This is a genomic window from Mucilaginibacter sp. 5C4, from assembly GCF_034345625.1.
GTDB lineage: Bacteria > Bacteroidota > Bacteroidia > Sphingobacteriales > Sphingobacteriaceae > Mucilaginibacter > Mucilaginibacter aurantiaciroseus.
Genome location: NZ_CP133775.1, coordinates 362510 through 388057 on the forward strand (window position 1 = coordinate 362510; position 25548 = coordinate 388057).

Here is a 25548-nt window from a genome sequence, read left to right on the forward strand (position 1 = left end):
AAGGATAAAGGTAAAAGCTTTTTAAAGTTTATCTCAAAATTTATTTATGTTTGAATGCTAATACAAGCGAAAATAGCTCAGTTGGTAGAGCATCAGTTTCCCAAACTGAAGGTCGCGGGTTCGAATCCCGTTTTTCGCTCTTAAAATTCAATTACGTTCCAAACTAATTTTATGGATTGCCTCCTGAGCTTCTGAAGGATAATCTTCATATCTTGATTTTATTTCTATAAATTCATTATCTGGACATTCTTTAAATTTCTCATAATAAAACTGAATCATCTTATCATATTTTTCGGTTTGTTCAGCATCTGATCCATGTCGAAAAAATCGAAATGCATTCTTAATTGCAGAAATATTTACAATTATGTAAATCACCATAATAATAAAAACTACCGGGCTTATACCAGTAAATTTTCCTGAATAGTAAGTGTATGTTGTATTAGCTTCCGCGAACGAATACGAGTATTGTAAAAACCCAAAAAGTGGAATAAGTAATACAAATAATAATGTTACTTGGAGTTTAGGAAAAATGTATTGCTTCAATATAGGACTAACGGCCAGAATTATTAAAGCAAAAACTTCGTTAATCATGAACATTTGTTCATTTATTTGCCAAATAATAAACAACGTCAATAACAGAGCAAAAGCACCAAATAATATCCAGTTAGTCTTATTTTTTTCCATCTTAAAATACCGTATCCTCTAAAACTTCCTGATGTTCTGGGTAATCGGTAGTATAATGCAAACCCCTGCTTTCGTGCCTGGCAGTGGCAGATTTTACAACCAAGTAACTTACCTGGATCAAATTACGCAGTTCACAAAGCTTAACGGATAGCTTGGTTTTCTTATAGAAATCCTCTGTTTCTTCATATAATAAACGCAACCTGCGCATGGCCCTTTCTAAACGGAAATCGGAACGGACAATACCTACGTAGTCGTTCATTAGTTTTTGCATCTCGCGGATGTTGTGCGTAACCAGTATATCTTCATTGGAAAGTTGTACACCATGCTCATTCCAATCGGGGATATTGGTCGGTATCTCCAAACTCGCAAAGTCAACAATAGCATCTTTATATATCCTATGCGCAAAAACCAAAGCTTCTAATAAGGAGTTTGAAGCCAACCGGTTAGCACCATGCAGACCTGTCGATGAACATTCTCCGCAAGCGTATAACCTATTTATAGATGATTTTCCCTGGTGATCTACCAATACACCACCACACATATAGTGGCAGGCCGGTGCAACCGGGATCATATCGCGGGTCATATCGATACCTATCTCTAAACATTTGGCATAGATATTAGGGAAGTGCGCTATAATATCTTTCTTCTTTTTATGGCGGATATCCAGGTAAACAAAGTCCTCACCTGATTTTTTTATTTCGGCATCAATAGCCCTTGCCACAATATCCCTTGGTGCTAATGATTTACGCTCATCATATTCCTGCATAAATTCCTCACCATTGGTACGTCTTAACACACCACCCATACCACGTACCGCTTCCGATATCAGGAATGACGGGTACTCACCCGGGTTATATAAAGCCGTTGGGTGGAACTGGATAAACTCCATATTACGCACCTTACCCTTCGCACGGTAAACCATGGCTACACCATCACCAGTAGCAATCACCGGGTTTGTGGTCACCGAATATATATGCCCGGCACCACCCGATGCCATTATGGTTATATTAGATTCTATCTTCTCAACCTGGTTATTCTCGGTATTAAAAGCATATATACCATAACACTTAATATTATTTGATGATTTATCTACAAACTCGCCCAAATGGTGCTGCGTTATCAGATCTACAGCAAAGTAGTGTGTTAATATCTCAATATTAGGTTCACGGTGGATTTCTTCTAATAAAGAACGTTCTATTTCAAAGCCTGTAATATCCTTATAATGTAATACCCTAAATTCGCTGTGCCCACCTTCTTTTGCAAGGTCATAAATACCTTCATTTGTCTTATCGAAGTTGGTTCCGTAGTCAATAATTTCACGTATACGGTCCGGTCCCTCCTTAACAACGGCTTCTACAACAACGGGGTCGCAAAGGCCGTCACCAGCAATTAGTGTGTCATTTATATGCTTTTCAAAGGAATCTTCTTTTTTATCAACAACTACCGCGACGCCGCCCTGGGCATACTTAGTATTGCTCTCGTCTTCGTTAGCTTTTGTAACTATCAGAACCTTACCATGTTTTGCAGCCTTTAGTGCAAAACTTAATCCGGCTATGCCCGACCCTACCACAAGGAAATCAACAGTTCTGGTCATGTTTAGTTTATGTATTATGTAAAATTAGCACTTATGTTAATAAGCGGTATAAAACGTGTTAACTTTGTGTAAGTAAAAATGTACAAAATAAGCAGAACGTTGATAAGTCTGAAAATTACATTTTTTACTTTTACTTTTGAGCAATTTGTTAGACGATTTTACCACGTAACTAACATTTTATTAAGCAAGCAATTATCAACAAATAAGTTTTTAAGATAATTATTTATTCTTATAGTCATCTTAATATCAGTATTATAAAAAAAGAAAAGATGTTTATAAATGTTAGTAAAAATGGATAAACAACTTTTAGTGTAAATATTATTACAACTTTTACACATAACTAACACCTTAATAACAATAGGTTTATTTATATATATAAAAAGAGTTATTATTAATTGATTTGTGGAATGGATATCTTCGAAGAAATAAAAGTGAAAGGTTTTGTAGACGAACACATCGATCCGTCGCTTGACCTTTTCGCCGAAATAGAAAAACTTAAAAAAGAGAAAAATGCCGTTATACTGGCCCACTATTACCAGGAAGGAGATATACAGGATATTGCCGATTATATTGGCGACAGCTTGGGCTTATCTCAGCAAGCCGCCAAAACAGATGCAGACATTATTGTTTTTGCCGGTGTACACTTCATGGCCGAAACAGCAAAAATATTATCACCAAACAAGAAAGTACTTTTACCGGATCTAAAAGCGGGATGCTCATTGGCCGACAGCTGCCCGCCTCACCTGTTCAAAAAGTTTAAAGAGAATTATCCCGAACATTTGGTGATAACCTACGTGAACTGCACAGCAGAATTGAAAGCATTAAGCGACATTGTTTGTACATCAAGCAACGCTGTGCAGATTGTGCAAAGCCTGCCAAAAGACCAGAAAATAATTTTTGGGCCGGATAGGAACCTTGGTGCATGGGTAGCTAAAAAAACAGGGCGTGACCTGGTGCTTTGGAATGGTGCCTGTATGGTACACGAGATTTTTAGTCGTGAGAAAATTACGAAGCTTAAGGAACGTTATCCGAATGCTAAAATACTGGCACATCCTGAATGTGAGGAAGTTATATTGCAGATGGCAGATTATATAGGATCTACCACTGGGATATTAAAGTACGCTACCAACAGCCCCGAAAAGGAATTTATTGTAGCAACCGAAGCCGGTATTTTACACCAGATGCAAAAGGATAATCCTGACAAAGTGTTTATCCCGGCGCCACCAAATAATACCTGTGCCTGCAACGATTGCCCGCACATGAAACGCAATACACTGGAAAAGCTTTACCTGTGTTTAAAAAATGAAATGCCGGAAATAGAGGTGCCTATGCACATCATTGAAAAGGCTGTAAAACCTATTGAACGGATGCTGGAGATTTCGGCAAGTTTAGGATTATAAATAAAAAAAAGTTATTGCGAGCGTAGCGTGGCAATCTTCGATAGAAAAGTATACGATATGACTATCGAAGGGTGCCACGTTACTATTGTTCCTCGCAATTATGATTATAATAAAAATTACGCTTATAATACGTCTTTTTTAGTCTCAACCGCGTCCTGCACACTCTGTGGCAGGTTTGAGAGTAAGTTATAACCTGTTGCGTTTTCAATATCACGCACCGTTACACGGTATTGTTTCCAATCGCTGTTAGTGGTATTGATGTTTGGTGTATTAACTGCTATAACACGTGTATTGCTTGTTACACGGCTTAAGTCGCTATCGCCCGTGGGTACAATAACGGCAACTTTCCAAACATTACTTGGCACTGTAATATGATCGTTATTTATTTTGTTGACGGTACCTTTTGATCCCGTGCCACCTGTGCCGTAATTACCCATTATAATGTAAACCTCGTTACCGGCAACAACCTGCGTGCGCAGGTAATTTTCCATATTGGCCCAGGTTTGCTGGTTATTATTTGGTGCCTGTGGTATCATATTGGTCATCAAAAAGGTAGCAGAATTTGCATCCGCAGAACTTGTCCTGTCTGCAGACGGGCAGTTATGGCCCCTGTCAAAACCTGAGCCCGAATAGCTATTGCTTTCTACATGGTAAAAGGTATTTGATAAACCAATAAAACCTGCAAAATTATTTACACGCGGTGCTGAGTTAGTAATATTGGTGGCATCTAAATGCCAGCTTACCCAGTTTGGTGTACCACGTGTGCTGCTATATGATTCTGTGTAATAGCCCTGGTCTATCAAATAATTATCAACCATAACAATAGCCGGCTGCGCACCCGATGGGTTACCTAATAAAATATTACTGTTATCACCAGTGTCTGGAGGGGCATCAGCACCTACAGTAACGCCGCGTTCTGCAGTTGGGGTTCCCGTACCTGTACCGGGGTCGGTACTGCCATCACCATCGCCGCTGGTATCTGGTGGGCCAACAATTATACCGGCATCGCCTTTACCTTTAAAAGTAATATCATCCAGGTTTATGCGGGTAGTACCTGTTTTTTGGATGCGGAAACGAACAGGCTTTGTGGTAGTAACTTTAAATGAATCGGCAACTAAAGTGGTACTGGTTTCTGATATATTAGCGCCTAACTGTGTATACGTAGCACCACCATCTTCCGATATCATTAACTGCCAGGTAGATGTAGCATCAGTACCATATTTGGCGTGTTTAATGCTGATCTGTTCCACACCGTTAATATCAAATTTCATGGTAAGGTCACCAGTGCGTAAACGCACAGATTTTGCACCGTTTTTAACATCAGCAGCAAGGCTGCCAATTAAACCGTCGTTGAAACTCCACAAGCCGGTATTTAACTGAACATCTGCTACAGCATAAGAAGTTTTGCTGCCTGTTTCAAAACCTTCGGTAATGGCATAAGGCTTTGGTGCTTCGGGTACAACCACTACAGGAGGGGTAATAGGTTGTGTTGAGTTATTGTCTTTTTTACAACTTGCAATAGCAAGCACGAGGGCTGAATAAATAAGTAATTTTTTGATTTTCATGTAAATATATTTAGTAAAGCAAAAATATAGCCTTAGTATTAACCAAATGTTAAATAGTTTATTGTATGATAAATATTACAATGGATATAACACTATGTTGATAAAGCAATTACCTTAAGGTAATTGTACTAAGCTTTTGTATTTTTGCATTACACTGATTTTTGGAAAGTGATTTCACCCAGATATACTTGGCAATCACTTTATAATTGGTGTAATCAAACAATAATCGGTGTAATCAAAAAGAAATATGTTCGAGAACGAAGAGAAAACCAATATAGAAAACCTTGGGGAGTTTGGCCTGATAAGCCACCTAACCAAAAATATTACCCTTACCCAAAAAAGTACCGTTAAAGGTGTTGGCGATGATGCCGCGGTGCTTGATTTTGAAGGTAAGAAAACCCTGATATCTACCGATCTGCTTTTAGAAGGCATCCATTTTGATTTGGCCTATACCCCGCTTAAGCATTTAGGTTACAAAGCAGTTCAGGTAAACCTGAGCGATATTTACGCCATGAACGGTACTGCCAGCCAGATCACTGTTTCTATTGGTATGAGCAGCAAATTTCCGTTAGAGGCCATTGAAGAACTGTACGAAGGTATTTATCTGGCTTGTGGTAATTACAATGTGGATATTGTTGGTGGGGATACATCAGCATCTAAACAAGGTTTGGTGATCAGCATTACCTCCATTGGTTATGCCGATGAAAAAGATGTGGTATACCGTAACACAGCCGAAGAAGGCGACCTGATCTGTGTATCCGGCGATTTGGGCGGTGCATATACCGGCCTGCAATTGCTAGAGCGCGAGAAACTGGTTTATATTGAAAACCCAAACATTCAACCCGATTTAGAAGGAAAGGATTACATCGTTGAGCGCCAGTTAAAACCAGAGGCACGTAAAGATATTATCGACTTATTGAAAGAATTAAGCGTTAAGCCAACGGCGATGATAGATGTATCCGACGGTTTAGCCTCAGAGGTATTGCATATTTGTAAGCAAAGCAATAAAGGCTGTAAATTATACGAGGAGAAGATCCCCATTGATCCAATGACTTACGAAACCGCACGCGAATTTGGCCTGGACCCTACCGTTTGTGCCTTAAGTGGTGGTGAAGATTACGAATTGCTTTTCACCATAAAACAAGCCGATTACGATAAGATCAAGCATAAAATGGATTTCTCTATCATCGGTTACATTACCGAACCAAATGAGGGATGTAGTTTGATCACCAAATCCGGTAATCAGCATGAGTTAAAAGCGCAAGGTTGGAACGCGTTTAAAGCATAGTATGAAAAGAACAGGGCTCATCATTTTTTTTATTTTTTTTACTGTGCAGCTAAAAGCACAAAGGGCTATTATATTTAAATACAAGTATCTGCCAAATCATAATTATGTATCTACAGTTCTAATAAATAATAACGGTGTCCTTAATTTTAAAGGCTCACCTGAAAATTTAGCAACATTAAAAGCTGAGGGAGCAGAAAACCCTATGACTATTGGTGGCGCAACCAGCATGGAGTTTTCAATAAAAACGGGCGCTTACAAAGGTTTAACTTTTCCCGTAACCATAACTTATAACAGTTTAGTTAACAAACAGTATATAGGTGACAAAGAACTACCTTTACCTAAAAGTGAACTAATAAATAAAAGTATTTACGGGCATTCTGATAATACCGGAAGGTTAAATGTAGATTCAATTGACGCCAAATCAAAAAAGGATAGCTTGTTACAAGTGGTAAGCGGTATTTTTAAAAGTGTAAATAAGCAGATAACGTTCCCTGAAAAAGGGCTTGTCGTTGGAGATTTATTTACACAGAATATGCCATTAAATATCCCAATTATGGGAGGCAATGTGCCCGTTGAAAATACTATAACTTATAAATTAACAGAAATAAAAGGCGATGTGGGCTATTTTGATGTTAGCCAAAAAGCCTCATTTAACATGACCACTTCTCAAGGACCTCTAAAAATAACCGGAGAAGGCAAAGGAAAAATGATTTTTTCAGTAAAAGATAGTTTTCCAACGCATTATGATAGCGATATCGTTCTTCATTATGGTATGGAAATTGCCAATTTAGATGTTGATGGCGAAGTAAAGATAGTAGCTACATACGATACCAAAATAAACTAACTATTCATCACTAATATATTTTTGGTCAAGTTGCTTATTAGCCTTTGCCCCCAGTCCCTTTATCTTTTCAGCCGTCTTTGTTAAGTTGCCATTACCATCCACCAGTTTATTAAAAGCGTTGTTGTAAACCGATTGTGTTTGATTGATGTTTTTACCGATGCTTTCCATATCGGCCATAAAGCCAACAAACTTGTCATACATTGTTCCGCTTAGTCGAGCTATTTCCAGCACATTACGGTTTTGGCGTTCCTGCTTCCAGATGCTGGCAATAGTGCGCAGGGTGGCCAGTAACGTACTCGGGCTAACAATTACTACCCGTTTATCCCAGGCATCGCTAAAAAGGTCGGCATCCAGTTGTACGGCAAAGCTAAATGATGACTCTATCGGCACAAAAAGTAACACAAAATCGGGCGAGTTTACCTGGTAAAGGTCATGATAGTTTTTGGATGACAGGCCGTGTACATGGTTCCGTAAGGATTCTATATGCGCTTTTGAATAAAGTTTACGCTCTTCCTCCGTTTCGCAATTCACCAAACGCTCATAAGCTATCAGCGAGACCTTAGAATCAATTATTAAATGTTTATCATCCGGGAGGTCAATTATTACATCGGGCTGCAACCTGTTGCCATCTGCGTGGTTCAGGCTGGCTTGTACCCGGTATTCTCTGTCGCGAACAAGGCCGCTACGCTCTAAAACCTTTTCTAAGATCACTTCACCCCAGTTGCCTTGCTTTTTGTTATCGCCTTTTAAAGCCTTGGTTAAGTTGGATGCCTCGGTACTGATGAGTTTATTCAGATCCATTAATTGGGTGATAACCCCCTTTAGTGTATTGCGCTCGGCGGCTTCCATGTTGTAAACCTTATCTACCTTTTCCTCAAATGCTTTTATGTTTTCTTTAAGCGGGTTTAGGATAGTATCGATGCTCAGCTTATTTACGTCTGTAAACTCTCTTGATTTTTCCTTCAATAGCTTCTCGGCCACATTCTCAAATTCGCGTTGGAAATGCTTGCGGGTGTTTTCTATATCCTCTTTTTGCTCGACAAGTTTTTCCTGCTGCGCCTTAAAGTATGACCGGGATGATTCTAATGATTGATTGGCCTGGGCCAGTTGACCGCGCTCGTATAAAAGTTCATCAAGTAAACGGTTCTGCTCATCTTTTAAAAGTTTGGTGATATTCTCCTTTTCGGACAATAATCCGGCAGATTTTTGCTGGGCTTGGGCTACAGTAATTTTTAAGGAATTATTTTCTGTTTTTAACATGGAAAACTCATCCGCAGAAATGCCATTTGAAGCAGGCTGCTTCAAAAAAATAAAGATAGCTATGAGCAATATAACTATAGAGGCACTTAAAACTACAACATCCATTTTGATAAAAATATTAGCAAAACGAATGTAGTAATTTTACCATTAAAATAAAACGCTTAGTAATTTACTTACTTAGTGGCACATGTTTATGGCGTTTTCCATAGCAGCCTTATTACCCATTTGCGCGGCTTTTTTAAAGTCGGGACAGGCGGCCGCATCATTTTTCATAAGGTGCTTAACAAGGCCTCGGTTGTTATAGGCTTCGCTGTTTTTAGGGTTAAGCGCTATAGCCTTGGTATAGTCATCAATAGCGCCTGTAAAATCATTTAGATAACGCTTGCTAAACGCTCGGTTAAAATAGGCCTGTGCATTTTTATTATCGAGGGCTAAAGTCTTGTCGTAACCATCTATTGCGCTTTGATACGAGGTTAGTTTAAGATAAGTATTCGCGAGGATGAAATATGCCCCGGCATCGGTGTTGTTTTTTGTAAGATATGCCGTAAGGTCAACGATAGCTTCTTTATTACGGTTTAATCTTTCATAAGCAAGCCCTCTGTTTAACAAGGCCGATGCATCGTTTGGGTTTGCTGCTAATGCGATATTGGCATCAGCTATTGCACCTGCATAATCTTTAAGGTCGTATTTGGTACCGGCGCGGTTACTAATGGCATCCGTAAGCGTTGGCTTTAATTTCAAAGCCATGTCAAAATCGGCTATAGCGCCTTTAGGGTCGCCAACATTGCGTTTTGTGTTTCCCCTGTTATAAAATGCTTCGGCATAATTAGGAGGGCTTAATAAAAACGATTGGTTAAAATCTGCCAGGGCACCTTTATTATCATCAAGCATTGTTTTAACAATAGCCCGCTCATAATAATAGCCCGCATCTTTTGGGTTGGCTATTACGGCCATGTCAATATCTGCCAAAGCTCCTTTTATATCATTAAGCGATTTTTTAACCAATCCCCGCTGCAGATAAAAATTCCCGTTTTTAGCATCTAAGGCAATTGCTTTGGTATAGTCATCAACAGCGACGGCAAAATTATTTAACCTAAAATTTGCTAAGCCGCGGTTGTAATAAGCAACTCCGGTTGGCTTTACCATTATAGCCTGGTCATAGTCGGCAATAGCGCCGTTATAATCGTTTAATTGGTCTTTTAAACGGCCGCGGTCAACATAGGCCATTTCGTTATTGTAATTTAATGCTATGGCTTTATTCAGATCTGCCAGTGCGCCGTTAAAATCTTTAAGGGTTAATTTAGCCCGTCCACGTTCAAAGTAATATTCAGCATTGGTGGGATAATTGGGGATCAGCTCATTAAAGTAATCGAGCGCCTTAACGCTTTTCAAACTATCTTCGGCAGATACTTTTTCGGTTACATCCTGCGCTAAACAGGCAATAGGTAGACAAAGAAACAGGAATAACAATTTCCGCATTTTGGAGGTATTAAATTTCATCCAAAATAGAAAAAAAACCGCTTCGCGAACGAATAAGATTTACGGATTGCTTTTCAAGGTGTCTTTAGGTGCATTAGTATTACCGCTTCCATTACCACTGCTATCCTTTCCGCCTGTTTCTGTAGGCGTTGTGGGCAGTTTATTACTATCCGCAGGGCTTTGGTTGCCTACGTGGGTTTGGCCGGAGTCGACAGCGGTAGTATCGCTTGAATTAGCTGATGTTTTCCCCTTACACGAGGTTACGGCAATTGCAACTATTGTAAATATATAAACAAATAACTTTTTCATATTTAAGCCGTTAATGTACTTTAACTACAAATAGTATATTTACCTGTTTTAATTATTTTAGGATAATAAATAAACCAACATGAAAAAATTAACCTTTATAAGCGGAATTATACTTTGTTTGATAGTTACAGCATGTTCTAAAAAAGATAGCGCCACACCGGCAAATCAAACCCATACCATAAAAATTACGGCATCGGGTACGGCAGATTTTGCCGCGGTGATCTCGACAGCCGCCAATGTGGGTGCCGATCCGCTAATTGTAAAAAGTGTTTCGGTCGCTACCGGCACCTCGTTCGAATTTTCTATAGATGCTACTGCAAATAGCTATATATTCCTGAAGTTGTCTTCGGATGTAGAAAATAACATCACCTACAAAATTTATGACAACGGGACGGTTGTTGAACAGGAAAGTGCAAAAGAATTTGCAACACATTCAACCGCGACGGTGCAACACCAGGTACAATAATTATTGCGCCATCTCTATTCTTAGGCCTGCATCAATAACCTCGTGGAGGGGGTTATCGCGCATGTTTTGCTCAACCTCAAAATGGTAAACGCCTTTTGCCGGGAATTTATAATTGGTGCGTAATGGAAGTTGATAACTATACAGGTTACCACTGCCGCTGCCCAGCCATTCGCCATCTTTGGTAGCCAGTTTAAACTCGTAACGGGTGGTATGCGTTTTTTTGCCCGGCGATGTCTGGAAAAACAACGCGAACATATTGGAGTACTTGTAACTGCCACTAACCCTTACATTAAAGTACAGGTTATATGGTACGCTGATATCATCTATCTTAACATCAAACTTAACCCGGTTAACATAGGACCAGTTGTGGTTGGCTACCTCCGTGTTCTGATCAATAACCGCGTTAGGGTCGGTGCAGCCTTGTGCCGTAAAAAGCACAAGGGCAACTAATACACCGAAAAGATATTTTAAAGCATTCATTTATTCTGCTGCACTGCCGTCGCCAGGGTTATCGGTACGGGGTTGGTTGTTGTTTGGGTTATTTGGCCTTGGGCGGTTGTTGTTGCGCCTGTTATTATTACGGTTACCCTGCGGGCGATTTTCGCCACCAACTTCAGGGTTTTGTCCGCCGGCCTGTTGCCCTTCGGGGCGGTTGCCATCGGGTCTGCTGCCCTGCGGGCGATTGCCACCGCCTTCCGGCCTTGGTTGCCCATCGGGCCCGTTGCTGTCCTGCTGTTGCTGCTGGCGGTTGCCTTGCGGCCTGTTGCCCTGCGGGCGATTGCTTCCACCTTCCGGGCGCGGGGCTCCGGCTTGCTGGCCATCGCGGCGCCCTTCGCCACCACGGCGGTTACGGTCACGATTATTATTGTTGTTATTACTCTTATTGCGGTTCTGGTTGCGGCGGTCGTCCAGGCGGGTTAAGCTATCCTGGCCAACAACGTTTTCGTAATCAAGAGCTTTTGCCGGTGTGTTTTCCAACTCCACCATTTCACCCAAATCGGCAGGGATAATACCCTCGCGGTTCTGTTGTTGAATTTCTTTTACCTTGGCAATAGGCATAGGTACCCATGCTTCTTCGCGCGGATAGCTAAACCACATTATCTTTTTAAATATGTCGGTTTTTTGCAGGCGTGCGTCACCTTTTTCGGTTTTAAGCACGTTCACATTATCGGGGATGTGCTTAAGCGCATCCATATAAGTATCCAGCTCGTAGTTTAAACAGCATTTTAATTTACCGCACTGGCCGGCCAATTTAAGGGTGTTTAACGATAGGTTTTGATAGCGTGCGGCAGAGGTAGAAACGGTTTTAAAATCGGTTAACCAGGTGCTGCAGCAAAGCTCGCGGCCGCATGAACCAATACCGCCAAGGCGGCTTGCTTCCTGGCGCATCCCTATCTGGCGCATCTCGATCCGGATGCGGAAACTCTCCGCCATTTTTTTGATCAGTTCCCTGAAATCTACGCGGCCTTCGGCTGTATAATAAAAAGTGGCTTTTGTTTTATCGCCCTGGTAATCTACATCGCTTATCTTCATAGATAACTTTAGTTCCAGCGCCAGCGTGCGCGATTTATGCATGGTTTCCCATTCCATATCCTTGGCAAGTTTCCACTTGTCAACATCAGCAACGGTAGCGCGGCGATAGATCTTTTTAACAACGTCGGCCTCTTTTACGTGGCGCTTGGTCATTTGCATGCGCACCAGTTCGCCGGTGATAGAAACGTGGCCAATATCATAACCACCCGTAGTAGTTTCAACGGCAACCAAGTCGCCGGCCTCCAGGTAAATGTTATCGTTATTATGATAAAACTCCTTACGCGAACCCTTGAATTTTACTTCGATTATTGAGTAAGGCTTATAGTTAGTTGGCATATCCATATGTGATAGCCAATCGTGTACATCTAATTTGCTGCAACCATTTGTAAGGCAAGAGCCATTACTTTTGCAGCCTGCAGGCGAACAACCGCCGCCTGTTGAGCAACTTCCGCATCCCATAATTTAATTCGGTATATAATGAGTCCCCTTGGGGGTAATTTTAAAACTTAGTGTCTTTATAATTTGTAAAGATACGTCTAAAAACAAGATTTTAGGGTTAGCATTACGTTCTATATGATAATGAGCCTTTTCCAGCTCGGTAATAATGGTTTGGGCCTGCGCATTATTGATCACCGCCGACATCTTTTTGGCGGTTTCCATTTCCTGTTCAGGCAGTTTTACAATGCGTTCGGCACCGGCACGCAGTAGCGTACACTCGCGGATAAAGCTTGTGCCGTAGCGTAAAAAATTCTTTTGGTTTTCGCGGCCCATCTTGGCCATTTGGTCAACAAAACTCAAAATATCCAGCCCTTTATTGCCGAAACATAAGCGCAGCCATTGTACAAATAGCTCGTGGTAGCTTTTGGTATCGTGTTGCAGCATGGCCAAAGCCTCGGTCATGTTGCCATTGCTTAGGTAGGCAATTTGCGATGCGGCGGTTTCCGTTTGATGATGCCTGCTGATTAGCTCCTCTTTAAGATCCTCGTAATTTAAACAAGGGATCTTAATTAGTTGCGTGCGCGAAAGAATGGTGTTCAGGATCTGATCCTGGTTTTGGGCCACAAGTATGAATAACGTGTTTGGCTGTGGCTCCTCTATCATTTTTAGTAATGCATTACCTTCTTTATCCAGGTATTCGGGCAGCCAAAGGATCAGGATCTTGTAAGCTGATTCAAACGGTTTAAAGCTAAATTTTTTGATGATCTGATGGCACTCGGCAATGTTGATATTCGCTTGTTTGTTCTCAGCCTCCAGGTATCCACGCCAAATATCGAGGCTTAGATAAGGGTGAGCCGTAAAGGCATCACGCCATTGTTCAATAAAGGTAAGCGCGGTATCATCTTTATGCTTGGCGAAGAAAGGGTAAGAAAAATGCAGATCGGGATGCATCAGTTTTTTATACTTGCGGCATGATGAACAAACCCCGCACGAGTCGTTGGCCTGCTTATCCTCGCACGATAAATATTGCGCGTAAGCAACCGCCAATGCCAAACCACCCGCACCTTCGGGGCCTAAAAACAACTGCGCATGGCTCACCCTGTTCTCGTTTACCGAAGTGATCAGCCTTTGCTTAATTGCCCCTTGCCCTATAATATCCTTAAACTGCATTTGGTGCAAGGTAAAAATTAGATGTGAGATTTTAGATATGAGATTTTAGACAGGGGGCAGATTAAGCTATCTTTGAATTACAGTACCATTTTTAACTATGCGGCATCTCATATCTCAAATCTCATATCTCAAATCTGCGAAGCTATGCGCATAATGGCTTTCGATTATGGTACAAAGCGCATCGGCATTGCCGTTACCGACCCGATGCAGATCATCGCGACAGGATTGGATACTATCCACCCCCTAAAAATCATCGATTACCTTAAAAAATACCTGCAAACTGAGCAGGTAGAGCTTTTCGTGCTCGGCGAACCCAAGCAGATGGATAATACCCCCTCACAATCTGCCATACATGTTAAAGGGTTTGCCAACCTGCTTAAAAGAACTTTCCCGGAGATCCCGGTAGAAATGTTTGATGAGCGCTTTACTTCCAAAATGGCATCTGCCACAATCGCCCAAAGCGGTATGGGCAAAAAAGCCAGGCAGAATAAGGCGTTGGTGGATACCATATCGGCGGTTATACTGTTGCAGAGTTGGATGAGTAAATCATTTTGAACGATGATTAGCCTGATTATAGGATTTCCTGATTGTTACCAATTTTAAGCTTCTCATTGACGGTTTTGTTCACGTTCGCGATTGTGAACACATGCTAATGTTTTTAATTTGCTTATAATCAATAAATTGATTTATTAAGTACTGACAAAACACTGCCACCATTACTTTCAATATTTGTTCTGAACCATGATTTGCCTGATTGAAGAATTTCGTGATTTTATTATATTGCCTCATGAAATATGGTGACTTAACACAAAAAATTATTGGCTGTGCGATGAAAGTACATGGGGTTTAGGCAATGGTTTTCAAGAAGTCATTTATCAGCGCGCGTTGGCTATAGAACTATCTAAAGCAGGATTGTCTTATGTGCGTGAGCTCGACATGGTTATCTATTATGATGGAATTGAGATTGGAACTCGCCGTGTCGATTTTTTTGTAGAGGGCGCGATTATGGTTGAATTAAAGGCAATCATCCAATTAGAAGACGTTCATTTAGCGCAAGCGATGAATTACCTGGAAGCTTATAAAATGGAAATCGGTTTGCTCATAAACCTCGGCTCTAAAAGTTTACAGTTTAAACGTGTCCATAATAACAAACTGATTTAGCCGACCGCGACTTACAAGGCATCAAGAAATTCTTCAATCAGGCAAATCATGGTTCAGAAACAGCGAAAGCAAGGCTCAGGTAATACCTTAATCAAGCAAATTAAGGTCAAAAATAATTTCCTTACCTTTGTGGCCATGGAAATCCTTGATCCGGCCTTGCAGGCTTACCTTGATAACCATTGCGACCCGGAGCCCGAGGCCTTGCAAAAGATAAATCGGGACACTTACCTGAAGGTGCTTAAACCTCATATGCTGTCAGGCCATTACCAGGGCCGTGTGCTGAGTATGCTCAGCAAAATGATCCAACCAAAGCTTATTTTAGAGATAGGGACCTTTACAGGTTACTCGGCCATTTGTTTGGCAGAAGGGCTGGCAGAAGGCGGCGTTTTACACACCATTGAAGTTAACGGAGAATTCGAAGAAATGCTTAATTCACACTTTGCATCAACAAATGTGGATAAAAAAATTAAACTTCATATTGGCCCCGCAGAGGCTATAATAGCTGATTTTGAGGATACTATCTTCGATTTGGTTTTTATTGATGCGGACAAACGAAATAATTTTAAGTACTTTGAGTTAATAATTGACAAAGTAAGGCCCGGAGGCTTAATAATAATTGATAACGTTTTGTGGAAAGGAAAGGTGTTTGGCACCGAGAAAGACGCCGATACCGAGAACATCCGCAAACTAAATGAGCAGATAGCTGTTAATATAAAGGTAGAAAAGTTTATTCTGCCTGTACGAGATGGACTACTGATCATTAGAAAAAAATAATTATGAAGAAACTCTTAACTGTTACACTTCTTTCAGTTTCGGCATTGTTTGCCTCAACAACAGTAGCGTTAGCCCAGAGCGCAGCACAATCATACATAGAGAAGTTCAAAGATAATGCCATTCGTATTATGCACGAAACCGGCGTACCTGCAAGTATCATTTTAGGCGTTGCCATGCACGAAAGCGCAAGCGGAAAAAGCGCTATAGCCCAAAATTTAAACAATCAATTTGGCGTAAAAGGCGGCGGTGGTGCAGTGTACTATAAAGGCAACAAAAAAGTAAGATCGGCATATAAAAAATACGACAATGTAATGGCATCGTTCCAGGATTTTGCCCGCATCATGACAGAGCGTAAGCAGTTTAGCCACTTGGCAGATAAACTTACCCAGTACGATTATAAAGGATGGGCAAAAGGCATACAACGCGGCGGATACGCAAGCAGCAAAAAATGGTCGGCACAGGTATTAGGTATCATCAATAAGTATGATCTTAACGATTTTGATGACGATGCAGAGGCTAACCCGGCCAAAGACGAATTAGCGGATAACAATTAATAATTATATTTTTAACCTTAAGTTTGGCCGACCAAAGCTGAAACTGCATGCGTAGGATATATACATTATTAGTTGCCGTATTATTATTTACATCGTGCTCGGCCCACAAAAGCGTAATTAGCCGCAGTAAAGCATCCAAAAACAACAAAACCATTCAGAAACGCAACCGCGGATCCATCGCCGGGCACCGCGATTTTACCTCCCTTGAGTATATAGAGCGTTTTAAAGCCATTGCCATACAGGAAATGAATACCTATGGCATACCCGCGAGCATTACCCTTGCACAGGGCTTGTTTGAAAGTGGCAGCGGCAACAGCGACCTTGCGGTAATAGCCAACAACCACTTCGGCATAAAATGCGGCAGCACCTGGCCGGGCGAAAGCTATTATAAGAACGATGACAATGTAAACGATTGCTTTAGGGTGTATGCCAACCCGGAAGAGTCTTTCCGCGACCACTCCGAATTTCTAAAGAAGAAAAATTACGCCCGCCTTTTTGAGCTGGATAAGAACGATTTTAAAGGATGGGCATATGGTCTTAAAGCCTGCGGGTATGCTACCAACCCTAAATATCCCCAGTTGCTACTTAATATCATCAACAAATATCAACTTGACCAATATGACCGACCGGAAGGTGAACTTGCCAAAATAAAACGCGAAGACCGTGTATTGGGCGAGATAAATGAAACGATTAACCAACCCCAGCAGGATAGCATCTCCAAGACCCCGCCCGACGATAAAATTTATACCGTAAAGCAAGGCGACACACTATACAACATATCTAAACGTTTTGGTATCACTGTTGATGAATTAAAAGCGCTAAACAAACTATCTGACTATGGCATTAAGCTTGGGCAGAAACTTGTTGTAGTGAAATAGTGTGTTAAAGATTGTTAAAGTATAGTTTATCCCTCCCCAAACGTTTAGCTTTAAACTTTATAATGAAGTTGTGGCTTTCCTTTTTCTTAAGCATTTTATGCGTTAACACCTTTGCACAAACAAAGGAAGTTACCGGTATTGTGTTTGATAAGGATAGCAAGGCGCGCGTTGCTAAAGTAAGTGTGTTAAACGCTACATCAGGTAAATCAGCCTACAATAATTTTAAAGGTGAATTTAACATTGTTGCCAGGCCCGGCGATATGCTGATATTCTCTAAGCAGGATCATTATAGCGATACGGTTAAAATAAAAGACTACACCGCCCTGGCTATTTATTTAAAACCCAATGCAATAGCACTGCGCGAGGTAACCATCCGCGACAGCTTTATAAACCCGCAAAAGCGCCTGGCTAATACACAACGCGAGTTTAGTAAGATCTACGGGCCGCAATACAATTCCGATTTGCTAAGCATTGGCTCTGGTGGCGTAGGCTTTGGTATTGATGCCTTGTATAATGCCTTTAGTAAAAGCGGCCGCAATGCCGAAAAGTTGCGTGGTATTATAGATGCCGAATACCGGCAAAACATTATCGATTACCGCTTTAACAAAGCTTTTGTACAAGGCATAACCCACTTGGAAGAACCCAAGCTTACCGATTTTATGCACAAGTATCGCCCGGGCTATTACTTAGTTACCTCGGCAAGCGATTACGATTTTATAGATTACATCCGCAAGAATTTAAAACGCTACCAACGCCGGCCAAGCGCATACGACCTTGCCCCCTTACCACAAGTTAAATGGGAGCCGGATACAAAATAATTGTAACGCCTTTTTTAAAGGTAAACGGTATAGCGCTGTTTCCTTTCATTTTGCTGAATAACAAAGCGCTGTTGAATGATGAGGTTATGATAAATCACGAACGGATACATCTGCGGCAACAGGCCGAGCTGCTGGTTATCCCCTTTTATATTTTGTACCTGCTAAACTACTTTGTTAATCTTATCATCTATCGCGAGCATAATAAAGCGTACTTAAATATCGTTTTTGAGCGGGAGGCTTATGAAAAGGAGGCCGATATGGCTTATCTTAAACAGCGTAAATGGTTTGGCTGGATGAGGTATTTTTAATTAAACCATAGAAATAACAGATTTTTACTTTTTATTTGTGGCTATGTTGAAAACCGGTACCAGACTATTCTTCTTACTGATGTTTACAGCGGCGTTTGGCGTAAACGCGCAAACTACCGATACAGTAAAAAAAGACACGGTAAAAATTGATACCACCATTCTTAATAAATACCGCATTCAAACAAAAAAGAATGCCATACCGGTACCGCCAACCCCTATCCAGATACAGCAGGAACTGATCCCGGTTACTATGCTGGACTATAAAATAAGCTACTGGCGCAAGTACATCACGTTTGGGTTAAACTTTAGCCAGGCCGCCTTTAGTGATAACTATGCCGCGGGTGGTGTAACAGCGGTGGCCTTAACATCCAACTTTATTTACCGGATAGAGTATAATAAAGCGCCATTCAGTTATACCTCAGAATTGAACCTGCTTTATGGTAAATCAAAAAACAAAGGCCAGTCATCCCGCAAAAGTAACGACAGGATCTTTTTTGATAATAAGATAGCTACCCAAATGTCCAAGCACTGGTTTTTCTTTGGGTCGTTAACGTTTGAATCTCAGTTTGATACCGGGTACCAGTATGACGGCGCCGGTGTGAACCCGCCGATATTGATATCGAATTTTATGGCGCCGGGTTACTTAACCGAATCAATAGGTTTTGAGTATAAGCCTACGAGTTATTTTGATCTTCGTTTAGGTACCGGTACCGCAAGGCAAACCTTTGTGCTTGATGATAAGGTTTTTAACAGCCTGGCACCGGGTGTAGATGAACTTTACGGGGTAAAAAGGGGCAAAAGCATCCGTACAGATATCGCGTTCCAGATGGTAGCCATATTTGATAAGGATATAGCAAAAAACATGCATTTAAACGCCCGTTATGATGTATTTGTACCTTACGGGCAAGACCTGAGCTTTACCCGCCACCGCTTTGATGCCATACTGGCTGCCAAGGTAAACCGCCTGGTGAACGTTTCTATCAACGGAACGATATTGTTCGACAAAAAATCTAAACCCGGCGTACAGGCTACAGAGGGTTTAGCGCTGGGGGTGTTGTATAAGTTTCCGTGATAAACCCGGTTGATTTATAATCTTATTTTAGTGCTAATATTATCACGAAATTACTCACCAAAAAGGGGATAATTACCGTCTTAAAAACACATTTTTTCGACCTCAAAACGCCAAAGTTTCACCTTGGTTTATCATCCCGAGGTCGCCGGTATCCATTAGCGTTATTGCAAGAAATTGGAACAAAAAACCCCAACATTCGTCAGGGCTTTTTCTATTCATTTTATGTTTTGGTTACATCTTTGGCATCCTGCGCATCATGTTGGCCATGGCAGCGGGGTTGCTCATTTGTTTCATCACTTTACGCATATCGTCAAACTGTTTCATTAGGCGGTTAACTTCCTGCAGGTCGGTGCCCGAGCCTTTGGCAATACGGTTGCGGCGGCTTGGGTTGATCAGGTCGGGGTTTTCCTTTTCCTTTGGCGTCATCGAATTGATGATGGCTTCGATACCTTTAAAAGAATCGTCGCTTACTTCAACATCTTTCATCATTTTACCAACGCCCGGTATCATGCCCATCAAATCCTTCATGTTACCCATTTTTTTGATCTGCTGTATCTGGCTGTAAAAATCGTTAAAATCAAATTTGTTCTTGCGGATCTTTCGTTGCAGCTCGGCAGCTTCCTTCTCGTCAAACTGCTGTTGCGCGCGTTCAACAAGTGAAACCACGTCACCCATGCCCAGGATCCTTGATGCCATACGATCCGGGTGGAAAACGTCAAGCGCTTCCATCTTTTCGCCGGTACCAATAAATTTTATGGGCTTGTTAACAACGGATTTGATTGATAGCGCCGCACCACCGCGGGTGTCACCATCAAGCTTGGTTAAAACAACGCCGGTAAAGTCAAGGCGATCGTTAAACACCTTGGCGGTGTTTACAGCATCCTGGCCGGTCATGGAATCTACCACAAACAATATCTCGTGTGGGTTCACAGCGGCTTTCACCTGCTCTATCTCCACCATCATGGCCTCGTCAATAGCTAAACGGCCCGCGGTATCAATAATCACCACGTTATTGCCGTTTTGCTTCGCCAGGGCAATACCCTCGCGCGCTATGGCAATTGGGTCTTTAGATTCCAGGTTGGCATAAACGGGTACACCTATCTGCTCGCCTAAAACCTGCAATTGGGTAATAGCCGCGGGGCGGTAAATATCACCGGCAACCAATAATGGTTTTTTTCCTTTTTGTGTTTTAAGGTAATTGGCAAGCTTACCGGTAAAGGTTGTTTTACCTGCACCGTTCAAACCCGCTATCAGGATGATGGTTGGCGATGCTTTAAGCTCCAGTTCGGCAGTAGTGCCGCCCATAAGCTCGGTAAGCTCGTCGTTCATCAGTTTGGTAAGCAACTGGCCCGGCGAGATCGACGTTAATACGTTTTGGCCCATCGCCTTTGTCCTTACATCATCTGTAAAGGTTTTGGCTGTTTTATAGTTAACGTCGGCGTCCAAAAGAGCCTTGCGGATCTCTTTCATGGTTTCGGCCACGTTTATTTCTGTAATTGATCCCTGGCCCTTCAGTGCTTTAAACGCCCTGTCGAGTTTATCCGATAAATTTTCAAACATTATAAATCCCTATATTTTCGAGGACACAAAGTTAAGATTTTGAAGTGATTTGGCTAATATATCTGAAAATGACATGCGCGGTTTTTATACCCTCATTTATACCGGCTAAAATAAATATTGCCGCGCAATTCCCTCATTAGCAAACTTTAACACTTGTTAACCAAATTTTAACATAATATTCTGTAACGTTTTGCAAATTTCGAGCATCTTATCGAAACTGTTAACCAACCCGAATGAGAGTTTTTTTATTTGCCATATTACTATTTGCTATATCACTAAATACCTTTTCGCAAGAAAAGAAGAAAACCCTTGTGGCTATAAAAACCCAGGCCGCACCCAAAGTGGATGGTGAACTTGATGACGCCGTTTGGCAAAATGTGCCCTTTGCGACAGATTTTGTACAGTTGCGCCCCAATGCCGGCACACACGAGAACGCTGCCGACCGCACCGAAGTAAAAATAATTTACGATAACGAAGCCATATACATTGGCGCCCGCATGTATGAGAAAGACCCGGCCAAAATTGCCCGTGAATTTGCCACGCGCGACCAGATAGGTAATGCCGATTTCATCGGAATCATATTCGATACCTATAAGGATGGCATCAACGCAGCCGGCTTTTTTGTAACATCAACCAACGGGCAGTTTGATGCCAAGTACGCCCTGCCAAATTCGGAAGGTAATACCGAAGACCCTACCTGGAATGCTGTTTGGATAAGCAAGGTAAAAATTGACAGCCTGGGCTGGACAGCCGAGATAAAAATACCCTACTCGGCACTCCGCTTCGCTAAAAAGGATATCCAAACCTGGGGGATGAACATCATCCGCAAACGACAGAATACACAGCAGCAATTATTTTGGAACGAGCTTGACCCCAAGCAGAACGGATTCATCAACCAGGAGGGCATCCTTACGGGGATAGAAAAGATAGTTCCGCCGGTGCGTTTGGCCTTTTACCCATATTTTTCTACCTATGTAAACCATTACCCATACAATACGGCAGGCGTCCCAAACACCAAAGCATCTGTAAATGGTGGCATGGATGTAAAGTACGGCATTAACGAAAGCTTTACGCTGGACCTTACGCTGATCCCCGATTTTGGGCAGGTACAATCAGATAACAAGATCCTAAACCTTACGCCGTTCGAGGTAAAATATAACGAGAACCGCCCCTTTTTTACCGAAGGTACCGAGCTGTTCAATAAAGGCAATTTGTTTTACACCCGCCGCGTTGGCGGGCAGCCCCTTAACTATGGCAAGGCTTATGATAACCTGCAACCGGGCGAGTCTGTAGTGAGCAACCCTACCGAAACCAAACTGATCAACGCTTTCAAACTATCGGGCCGTACGTCAAAAGGGTTAGGCATTGGTGTTTTCAACGGTATTACTAATACGGCTTACGCCACGGTGGAAGACGCGGCAGGCAACCAGCGCCAGGTAGAAACAAGCCCGCTAACCAACTATAACATTTTGGTTTTCGATCAAAACCTGAAGAACAACTCGTCGGTAACACTTATCAACACCAATGTTAACCGTTTCGGTAAATACTACTCTGCCGATGTGGGTGGCCTGGTGTGGAACCTTAACAACAAAAAAAACTCATATAACCTTTCGGGCTACGGATTAATGAGTAACAAGTTTTACAGGAGCCAGCAAACCGTTACGGGCTACAACTACAATGTTACTTTTGGCAAAACACTGGGCAATTTTACCTGGAGCGTATCTGAAGATCGTGTAGATAAAAAATATGACCCCAATGACCTGGGCATTTTGTTTAATAACAACTATTTAGATCATAACCTAAACCTTTCATACGCTAACTACAAGCCCAAACACTTTTTCACCAAGTGGGATGTATGGACAAATACCTATTCATCGTACCGCGTATCGCCATATAGCTACCAATACTTTAACCAAAACTTTGGTGCCGAGGCGAATTTCAAAAACTTTTGGTACGCCAACTTTAACGGGCACATCCGCATGAGCGGGAACGACTTTTACGAACCGCGTGTGCCGGGCCGGGTATTTAAAACGGCAGAAAGTTTTATATTCAACCTAAACCTGCAAACAAACCAGGCTAAACCTTTTTCGGTTGGCATCTTTTACTCAAACGCGTGGCTTAACCGCTTTAATGGTAAAGGCAACGATTTGAAGGTGTTTTACAATTACAGGGTAAGCAACAAGTTTTCTGTTGGTGGCGATTTTACGGTTAGTCCGCGTATTAATTACATCGGATTTGCTACCGTAGCAAATGATAACGTAACCCCAATAGTTGGCTTGCGCGATGCACAAACCGTACAGAATATTTTTAATGTAAAGTACACCTTTAGTAATATTATGGGCTTAACCTTCCGTTTAAGGCATTACTGGAGCAAGGTAAATTACAAACAGTTTTTTGACCTGGCCCAGGATGGCGCGCTGGCTAACTTAACCACTACCGATTTTAACCACAATGTTGACCAAAACCTAAATCTGTGGAATATAGACATGATATACGTTTGGCAGTTTACACCGGGCAGCGAGATAAGCCTGGCCTGGAAGCAATCGGCACAAAGCTATACCAATATGGGTACCCAAAACTATTACAACAACTTTCGAGACACCTACAACCAGCCGCAGAACAACAACTTTTCGGTTAAGGTGCTTTATTATATCGATTTCCAAAGTTTAAAGAAACACCATAAAGGGTAAAGTCAAAATATTAGAAATGGTTAAATGCTCCTTGTTTTAGCTGTGGTATTTTTTGTAATATTACCACATGCGTAAAAAAATCTACCTATTGCTTGCCGCGCCGCTAATAGCAGCCTTATCTGCCAATGCCCAGGCGCCGGGTGCCAATGTTGATGTGCAGCATTACCGCTTCGCCATTACCTTAAATGATGCCGATAATGTGATCAAAGGGCAGGCAACCATAACCGCAAAGTTTCTTAAACCGGCCACCACGTTAGCGCTCGATCTTTATAAGAAAAACAAAGATGGCAAGGGTATGATGGTATCGGCCATAAAAGAAAGCAACCTGCCGGTAAAGTACACGCAAGACAGCGATAAGCTGGTGCTGAACATCAAAGCGCTAAAAGGATCGACCCATAACTATGTAATTACCTACCAGGGTATCCCTACCGATGGCTTGATCATCTCCACCAATCAATATAAACACCGCACTTTTTTTGGCGATAACTGGGCTACCCGCGCGCGCTACTGGCTGCCTTGCGTAGATGACCCCGCCGACAAAGCTTCGGTTGAGTTTTTGGTTACAGCACCTGCAAAATATAAAGTGGTTTCCAACGGCTTAAAAGTTATTGAGAACCCCTTGCCGCTAAACAAGAAGCTAACCCATTGGAGCGAAACCGCGCAGCTGCCAACCAAAGTAATGGTTATAGGTGTGGCCGATTTTGCGATAGCCAACCCCGGCAACCCCGGCGGCACTCCTGTTTACAGCTACGTATTCCCGGAGGATAAGGTAGAGGGCTTAAAGAACTATGCCGTTGCTGCTAAGATCTTGCCGTGGTTTGTAAAACGTATTGGGGCATTCCCGTATAAAAAGCTGGCCAACGTGCAGTCTAAAACCATTTTTGGCGGGATGGAAAATGCAGGGGCGATATTTTATTATGAAAAATCGGTAAACGATAATAAAGGCATAGAACCCTTAATGGCGCACGAAATAGCCCATCAATGGTTTGGCGATGCCGTTAGCGAGAAAACCTGGTGGCATGTTTGGCTTAGCGAAGGCTTTGCCACCTACATGACCAACCTATACATGGAAGGCACCTACGGGGCAGATACATTAAAAAGCCGCCTTGCTACAGATCGCGACATGATATTTGGATTCGAGAAGAAGTACCGCGCACCGGTAGTAGATTCGGCTTACAAAGGTCAAATGATAGGGATGCTTAATGCCAATGCTTACCAAAAAGGCGGATGGGTGTTGCACATGCTGCGCCGCAAAATTGGCGACGATGCCTTTTGGAAAGGTATACAAGCATATTACAAGCAATACAACGGCAGCAACGCCAATACTAACGACCTGCGCCTTGTGATGGAGAAAGCAAGCGGCAAAGACCTGAAACCATTCTTTAGCCAATGGCTGCGCGATGCCGGGCACCCGCAATTAAAAATAACCTGGCATTACCAGGAGAAAAATAAGTCGCTTGCGGTACACATAAACCAATTGCAGGAAAAGCCATACCAGCTAACGGTAGAATTTATGGTTGATGGCAAGCTGTATAAATCTGATATAAAAGGCGTGGCGTCTACCATTACCGTACCTGTTGCATCGGCTACGCCGGATGTAAAGGCCGACCCTAACGTAAATTTACTGGCAACTTTTGATACAACAAATAAACCATCGGATACAAAACCTGTCAAACCTGTAAATTAACCGCTTGTTAAATATT

Annotated in this window: 24 protein-coding genes and 1 tRNA gene; 15 read left to right on the forward strand and 10 right to left on the reverse strand. The window is 42.0% G+C overall.

Going from position 1 to position 25548, the window contains the following annotated elements:
- Positions 1 to 66 precede the first annotated feature (66 nt).
- Positions 67 to 139 (forward strand) — tRNA-Gly (locus RHM67_RS01635).
- 8 nt (positions 140 to 147) lie between these two features.
- Here RHM67_RS01635 and RHM67_RS01640 read toward each other — a convergent pair.
- Positions 148 to 684 (reverse strand): hypothetical protein, encoded by a 537-nt coding sequence (locus RHM67_RS01640; protein WP_322229985.1) that lies wholly within the window; start codon positions 682 to 684, stop codon positions 148 to 150.
- 1 nt (position 685) lies between these two features.
- Positions 686 to 2278, reverse strand: a complete 1593-nt coding sequence (nadB, locus tag RHM67_RS01645; RefSeq protein ID WP_322229987.1) for an L-aspartate oxidase — start codon at positions 2276 to 2278, stop codon at positions 686 to 688.
- 407 nt (positions 2279 to 2685) lie between these two features.
- Between nadB and nadA the strand changes: the two genes are divergently transcribed.
- Positions 2686 to 3678: a quinolinate synthase NadA gene (nadA, locus tag RHM67_RS01650; RefSeq protein ID WP_322229989.1), complete on the forward strand. Its 993-nt coding sequence runs from the start codon at positions 2686 to 2688 to the stop codon at positions 3676 to 3678.
- Positions 3679 to 3800: 122 nt separating this feature from the next.
- Here the strand turns inward: nadA and RHM67_RS01655 are convergent, their stop codons facing one another.
- On the reverse strand, positions 3801 to 5243 hold the full coding sequence (locus RHM67_RS01655; protein WP_322229991.1) for a DNA/RNA non-specific endonuclease: 1443 nt from the start codon (positions 5241 to 5243) through the stop codon (positions 3801 to 3803).
- Positions 5244 to 5490: 247 nt separating this feature from the next.
- On the opposite strand from RHM67_RS01655, the gene thiL reads away from it, so the two are divergent.
- Complete coding sequence (thiL, locus tag RHM67_RS01660; RefSeq protein ID WP_322229993.1) at positions 5491 to 6531, forward strand: thiamine-phosphate kinase; 1041 nt, start codon at positions 5491 to 5493, stop codon at positions 6529 to 6531.
- Between the two features lies 1 nt (position 6532).
- Positions 6533 to 7375, forward strand: a complete 843-nt coding sequence (locus RHM67_RS01665) for a hypothetical protein (protein ID WP_322229995.1) — start codon at positions 6533 to 6535, stop codon at positions 7373 to 7375.
- On the opposite strand, the gene RHM67_RS01670 is transcribed toward RHM67_RS01665, so the two are convergent.
- The 3 genes from RHM67_RS01670 to RHM67_RS01680 all read right to left on the reverse strand — a co-directional run bounded on the left by RHM67_RS01670 (position 7376) and on the right by RHM67_RS01680 (position 10423).
- Positions 7376 to 8740 carry a DNA recombination protein RmuC gene (locus RHM67_RS01670; protein ID WP_322229997.1) on the reverse strand — a complete coding sequence of 455 codons (1365 nt, stop codon included), beginning with the start codon at positions 8738 to 8740 and terminating at the stop codon, positions 7376 to 7378.
- Between the two features lie 72 nt (positions 8741 to 8812).
- Positions 8813 to 10114: a tetratricopeptide repeat protein gene (locus RHM67_RS01675; protein WP_322230000.1), complete on the reverse strand. Its 1302-nt coding sequence runs from the start codon at positions 10112 to 10114 to the stop codon at positions 8813 to 8815.
- Positions 10115 to 10174: 60 nt separating this feature from the next.
- On the reverse strand, positions 10175 to 10423 hold the full coding sequence (locus tag RHM67_RS01680) for a hypothetical protein (RefSeq protein ID WP_322230003.1): 249 nt from the start codon (positions 10421 to 10423) through the stop codon (positions 10175 to 10177).
- A 79-nt stretch (positions 10424 to 10502) separates the two neighbouring features.
- Between RHM67_RS01680 and RHM67_RS01685 the strand changes: the two genes are divergently transcribed.
- On the forward strand, positions 10503 to 10889 hold the full coding sequence (locus RHM67_RS01685) for a hypothetical protein (RefSeq protein ID WP_322230006.1): 387 nt from the start codon (positions 10503 to 10505) through the stop codon (positions 10887 to 10889).
- On the opposite strand, the gene RHM67_RS01690 is transcribed toward RHM67_RS01685, so the two are convergent.
- The 3 genes from RHM67_RS01690 to RHM67_RS01700 are packed head-to-tail and all read right to left on the reverse strand — an operon-like array spanning position 10890 to position 14030.
- The gene (locus tag RHM67_RS01690; RefSeq protein WP_322230009.1) at positions 10890 to 11369 is read right to left on the reverse strand and encodes a gliding motility lipoprotein GldH; all 480 of its coding nucleotides are present in this window, start codon (positions 11367 to 11369) and stop codon (positions 10890 to 10892) included.
- The gene (ricT, locus tag RHM67_RS01695) at positions 11370 to 12881 is read right to left on the reverse strand and encodes a regulatory iron-sulfur-containing complex subunit RicT (RefSeq protein WP_322230011.1); all 1512 of its coding nucleotides are present in this window, start codon (positions 12879 to 12881) and stop codon (positions 11370 to 11372) included. It lies immediately after the preceding gene.
- 3 nt (positions 12882 to 12884) lie between these two features.
- Positions 12885 to 14030, reverse strand: coding sequence for a hypothetical protein (locus RHM67_RS01700; RefSeq protein ID WP_322230014.1), 1146 nt, complete (start codon positions 14028 to 14030; stop codon positions 12885 to 12887).
- Positions 14031 to 14174: 144 nt separating this feature from the next.
- On the opposite strand from RHM67_RS01700, the gene ruvX reads away from it, so the two are divergent.
- From ruvX to RHM67_RS01740, 8 genes are all read left to right on the forward strand, one after another.
- On the forward strand, positions 14175 to 14585 hold the full coding sequence (gene ruvX, locus RHM67_RS01705) for a Holliday junction resolvase RuvX (protein WP_322230016.1): 411 nt from the start codon (positions 14175 to 14177) through the stop codon (positions 14583 to 14585).
- 330 nt (positions 14586 to 14915) lie between these two features.
- Positions 14916 to 15191 (forward strand): GxxExxY protein, encoded by a 276-nt coding sequence (locus RHM67_RS01710; RefSeq protein WP_322230019.1) that lies wholly within the window; start codon positions 14916 to 14918, stop codon positions 15189 to 15191.
- A 135-nt stretch (positions 15192 to 15326) separates the two neighbouring features.
- Positions 15327 to 15965, forward strand: a complete 639-nt coding sequence (locus RHM67_RS01715; protein WP_322230022.1) for an O-methyltransferase — start codon at positions 15327 to 15329, stop codon at positions 15963 to 15965.
- A 2-nt stretch (positions 15966 to 15967) separates the two neighbouring features.
- Positions 15968 to 16519 (forward strand): glucosaminidase domain-containing protein, encoded by a 552-nt coding sequence (locus RHM67_RS01720; RefSeq protein WP_322230024.1) that lies wholly within the window; start codon positions 15968 to 15970, stop codon positions 16517 to 16519.
- Between the two features lie 47 nt (positions 16520 to 16566).
- The gene (locus RHM67_RS01725) at positions 16567 to 17397 is read left to right on the forward strand and encodes a glucosaminidase domain-containing protein (protein ID WP_322230026.1); all 831 of its coding nucleotides are present in this window, start codon (positions 16567 to 16569) and stop codon (positions 17395 to 17397) included.
- Positions 17398 to 17459: 62 nt separating this feature from the next.
- Positions 17460 to 18215, forward strand: a complete 756-nt coding sequence (locus tag RHM67_RS01730) for a hypothetical protein (RefSeq protein ID WP_322230028.1) — start codon at positions 17460 to 17462, stop codon at positions 18213 to 18215.
- Positions 18194 to 18523 carry a hypothetical protein gene (locus RHM67_RS01735; protein ID WP_322230030.1) on the forward strand — a complete coding sequence of 110 codons (330 nt, stop codon included), beginning with the start codon at positions 18194 to 18196 and terminating at the stop codon, positions 18521 to 18523. Before RHM67_RS01730 ends, RHM67_RS01735 begins: the two co-directional genes overlap by 22 nt.
- Positions 18524 to 18566: 43 nt before the next feature.
- The gene (locus RHM67_RS01740; protein WP_322230032.1) at positions 18567 to 19595 is read left to right on the forward strand and encodes a DUF3078 domain-containing protein; all 1029 of its coding nucleotides are present in this window, start codon (positions 18567 to 18569) and stop codon (positions 19593 to 19595) included.
- 231 nt (positions 19596 to 19826) lie between these two features.
- Here the strand turns inward: RHM67_RS01740 and ffh are convergent, their stop codons facing one another.
- A complete protein-coding gene (gene ffh, locus RHM67_RS01745) occupies positions 19827 to 21155 on the reverse strand; it encodes a signal recognition particle protein (RefSeq protein WP_322230034.1) in 1329 nt (442 codons plus the stop codon).
- Positions 21156 to 21388: 233 nt separating this feature from the next.
- Here ffh and RHM67_RS01750 point away from each other — a divergent pair, with 233 nt between their 5' ends.
- Together RHM67_RS01750 and RHM67_RS01755 are read left to right on the forward strand one after the other, a co-directional pair.
- Positions 21389 to 23845: a DUF5916 domain-containing protein gene (locus RHM67_RS01750; RefSeq protein ID WP_322230036.1), complete on the forward strand. Its 2457-nt coding sequence runs from the start codon at positions 21389 to 21391 to the stop codon at positions 23843 to 23845.
- 67 nt (positions 23846 to 23912) lie between these two features.
- Positions 23913 to 25532: a M1 family metallopeptidase gene (locus tag RHM67_RS01755; RefSeq protein ID WP_322230038.1), complete on the forward strand. Its 1620-nt coding sequence runs from the start codon at positions 23913 to 23915 to the stop codon at positions 25530 to 25532.
- Positions 25533 to 25548: the final 16 nt, after the last annotated feature.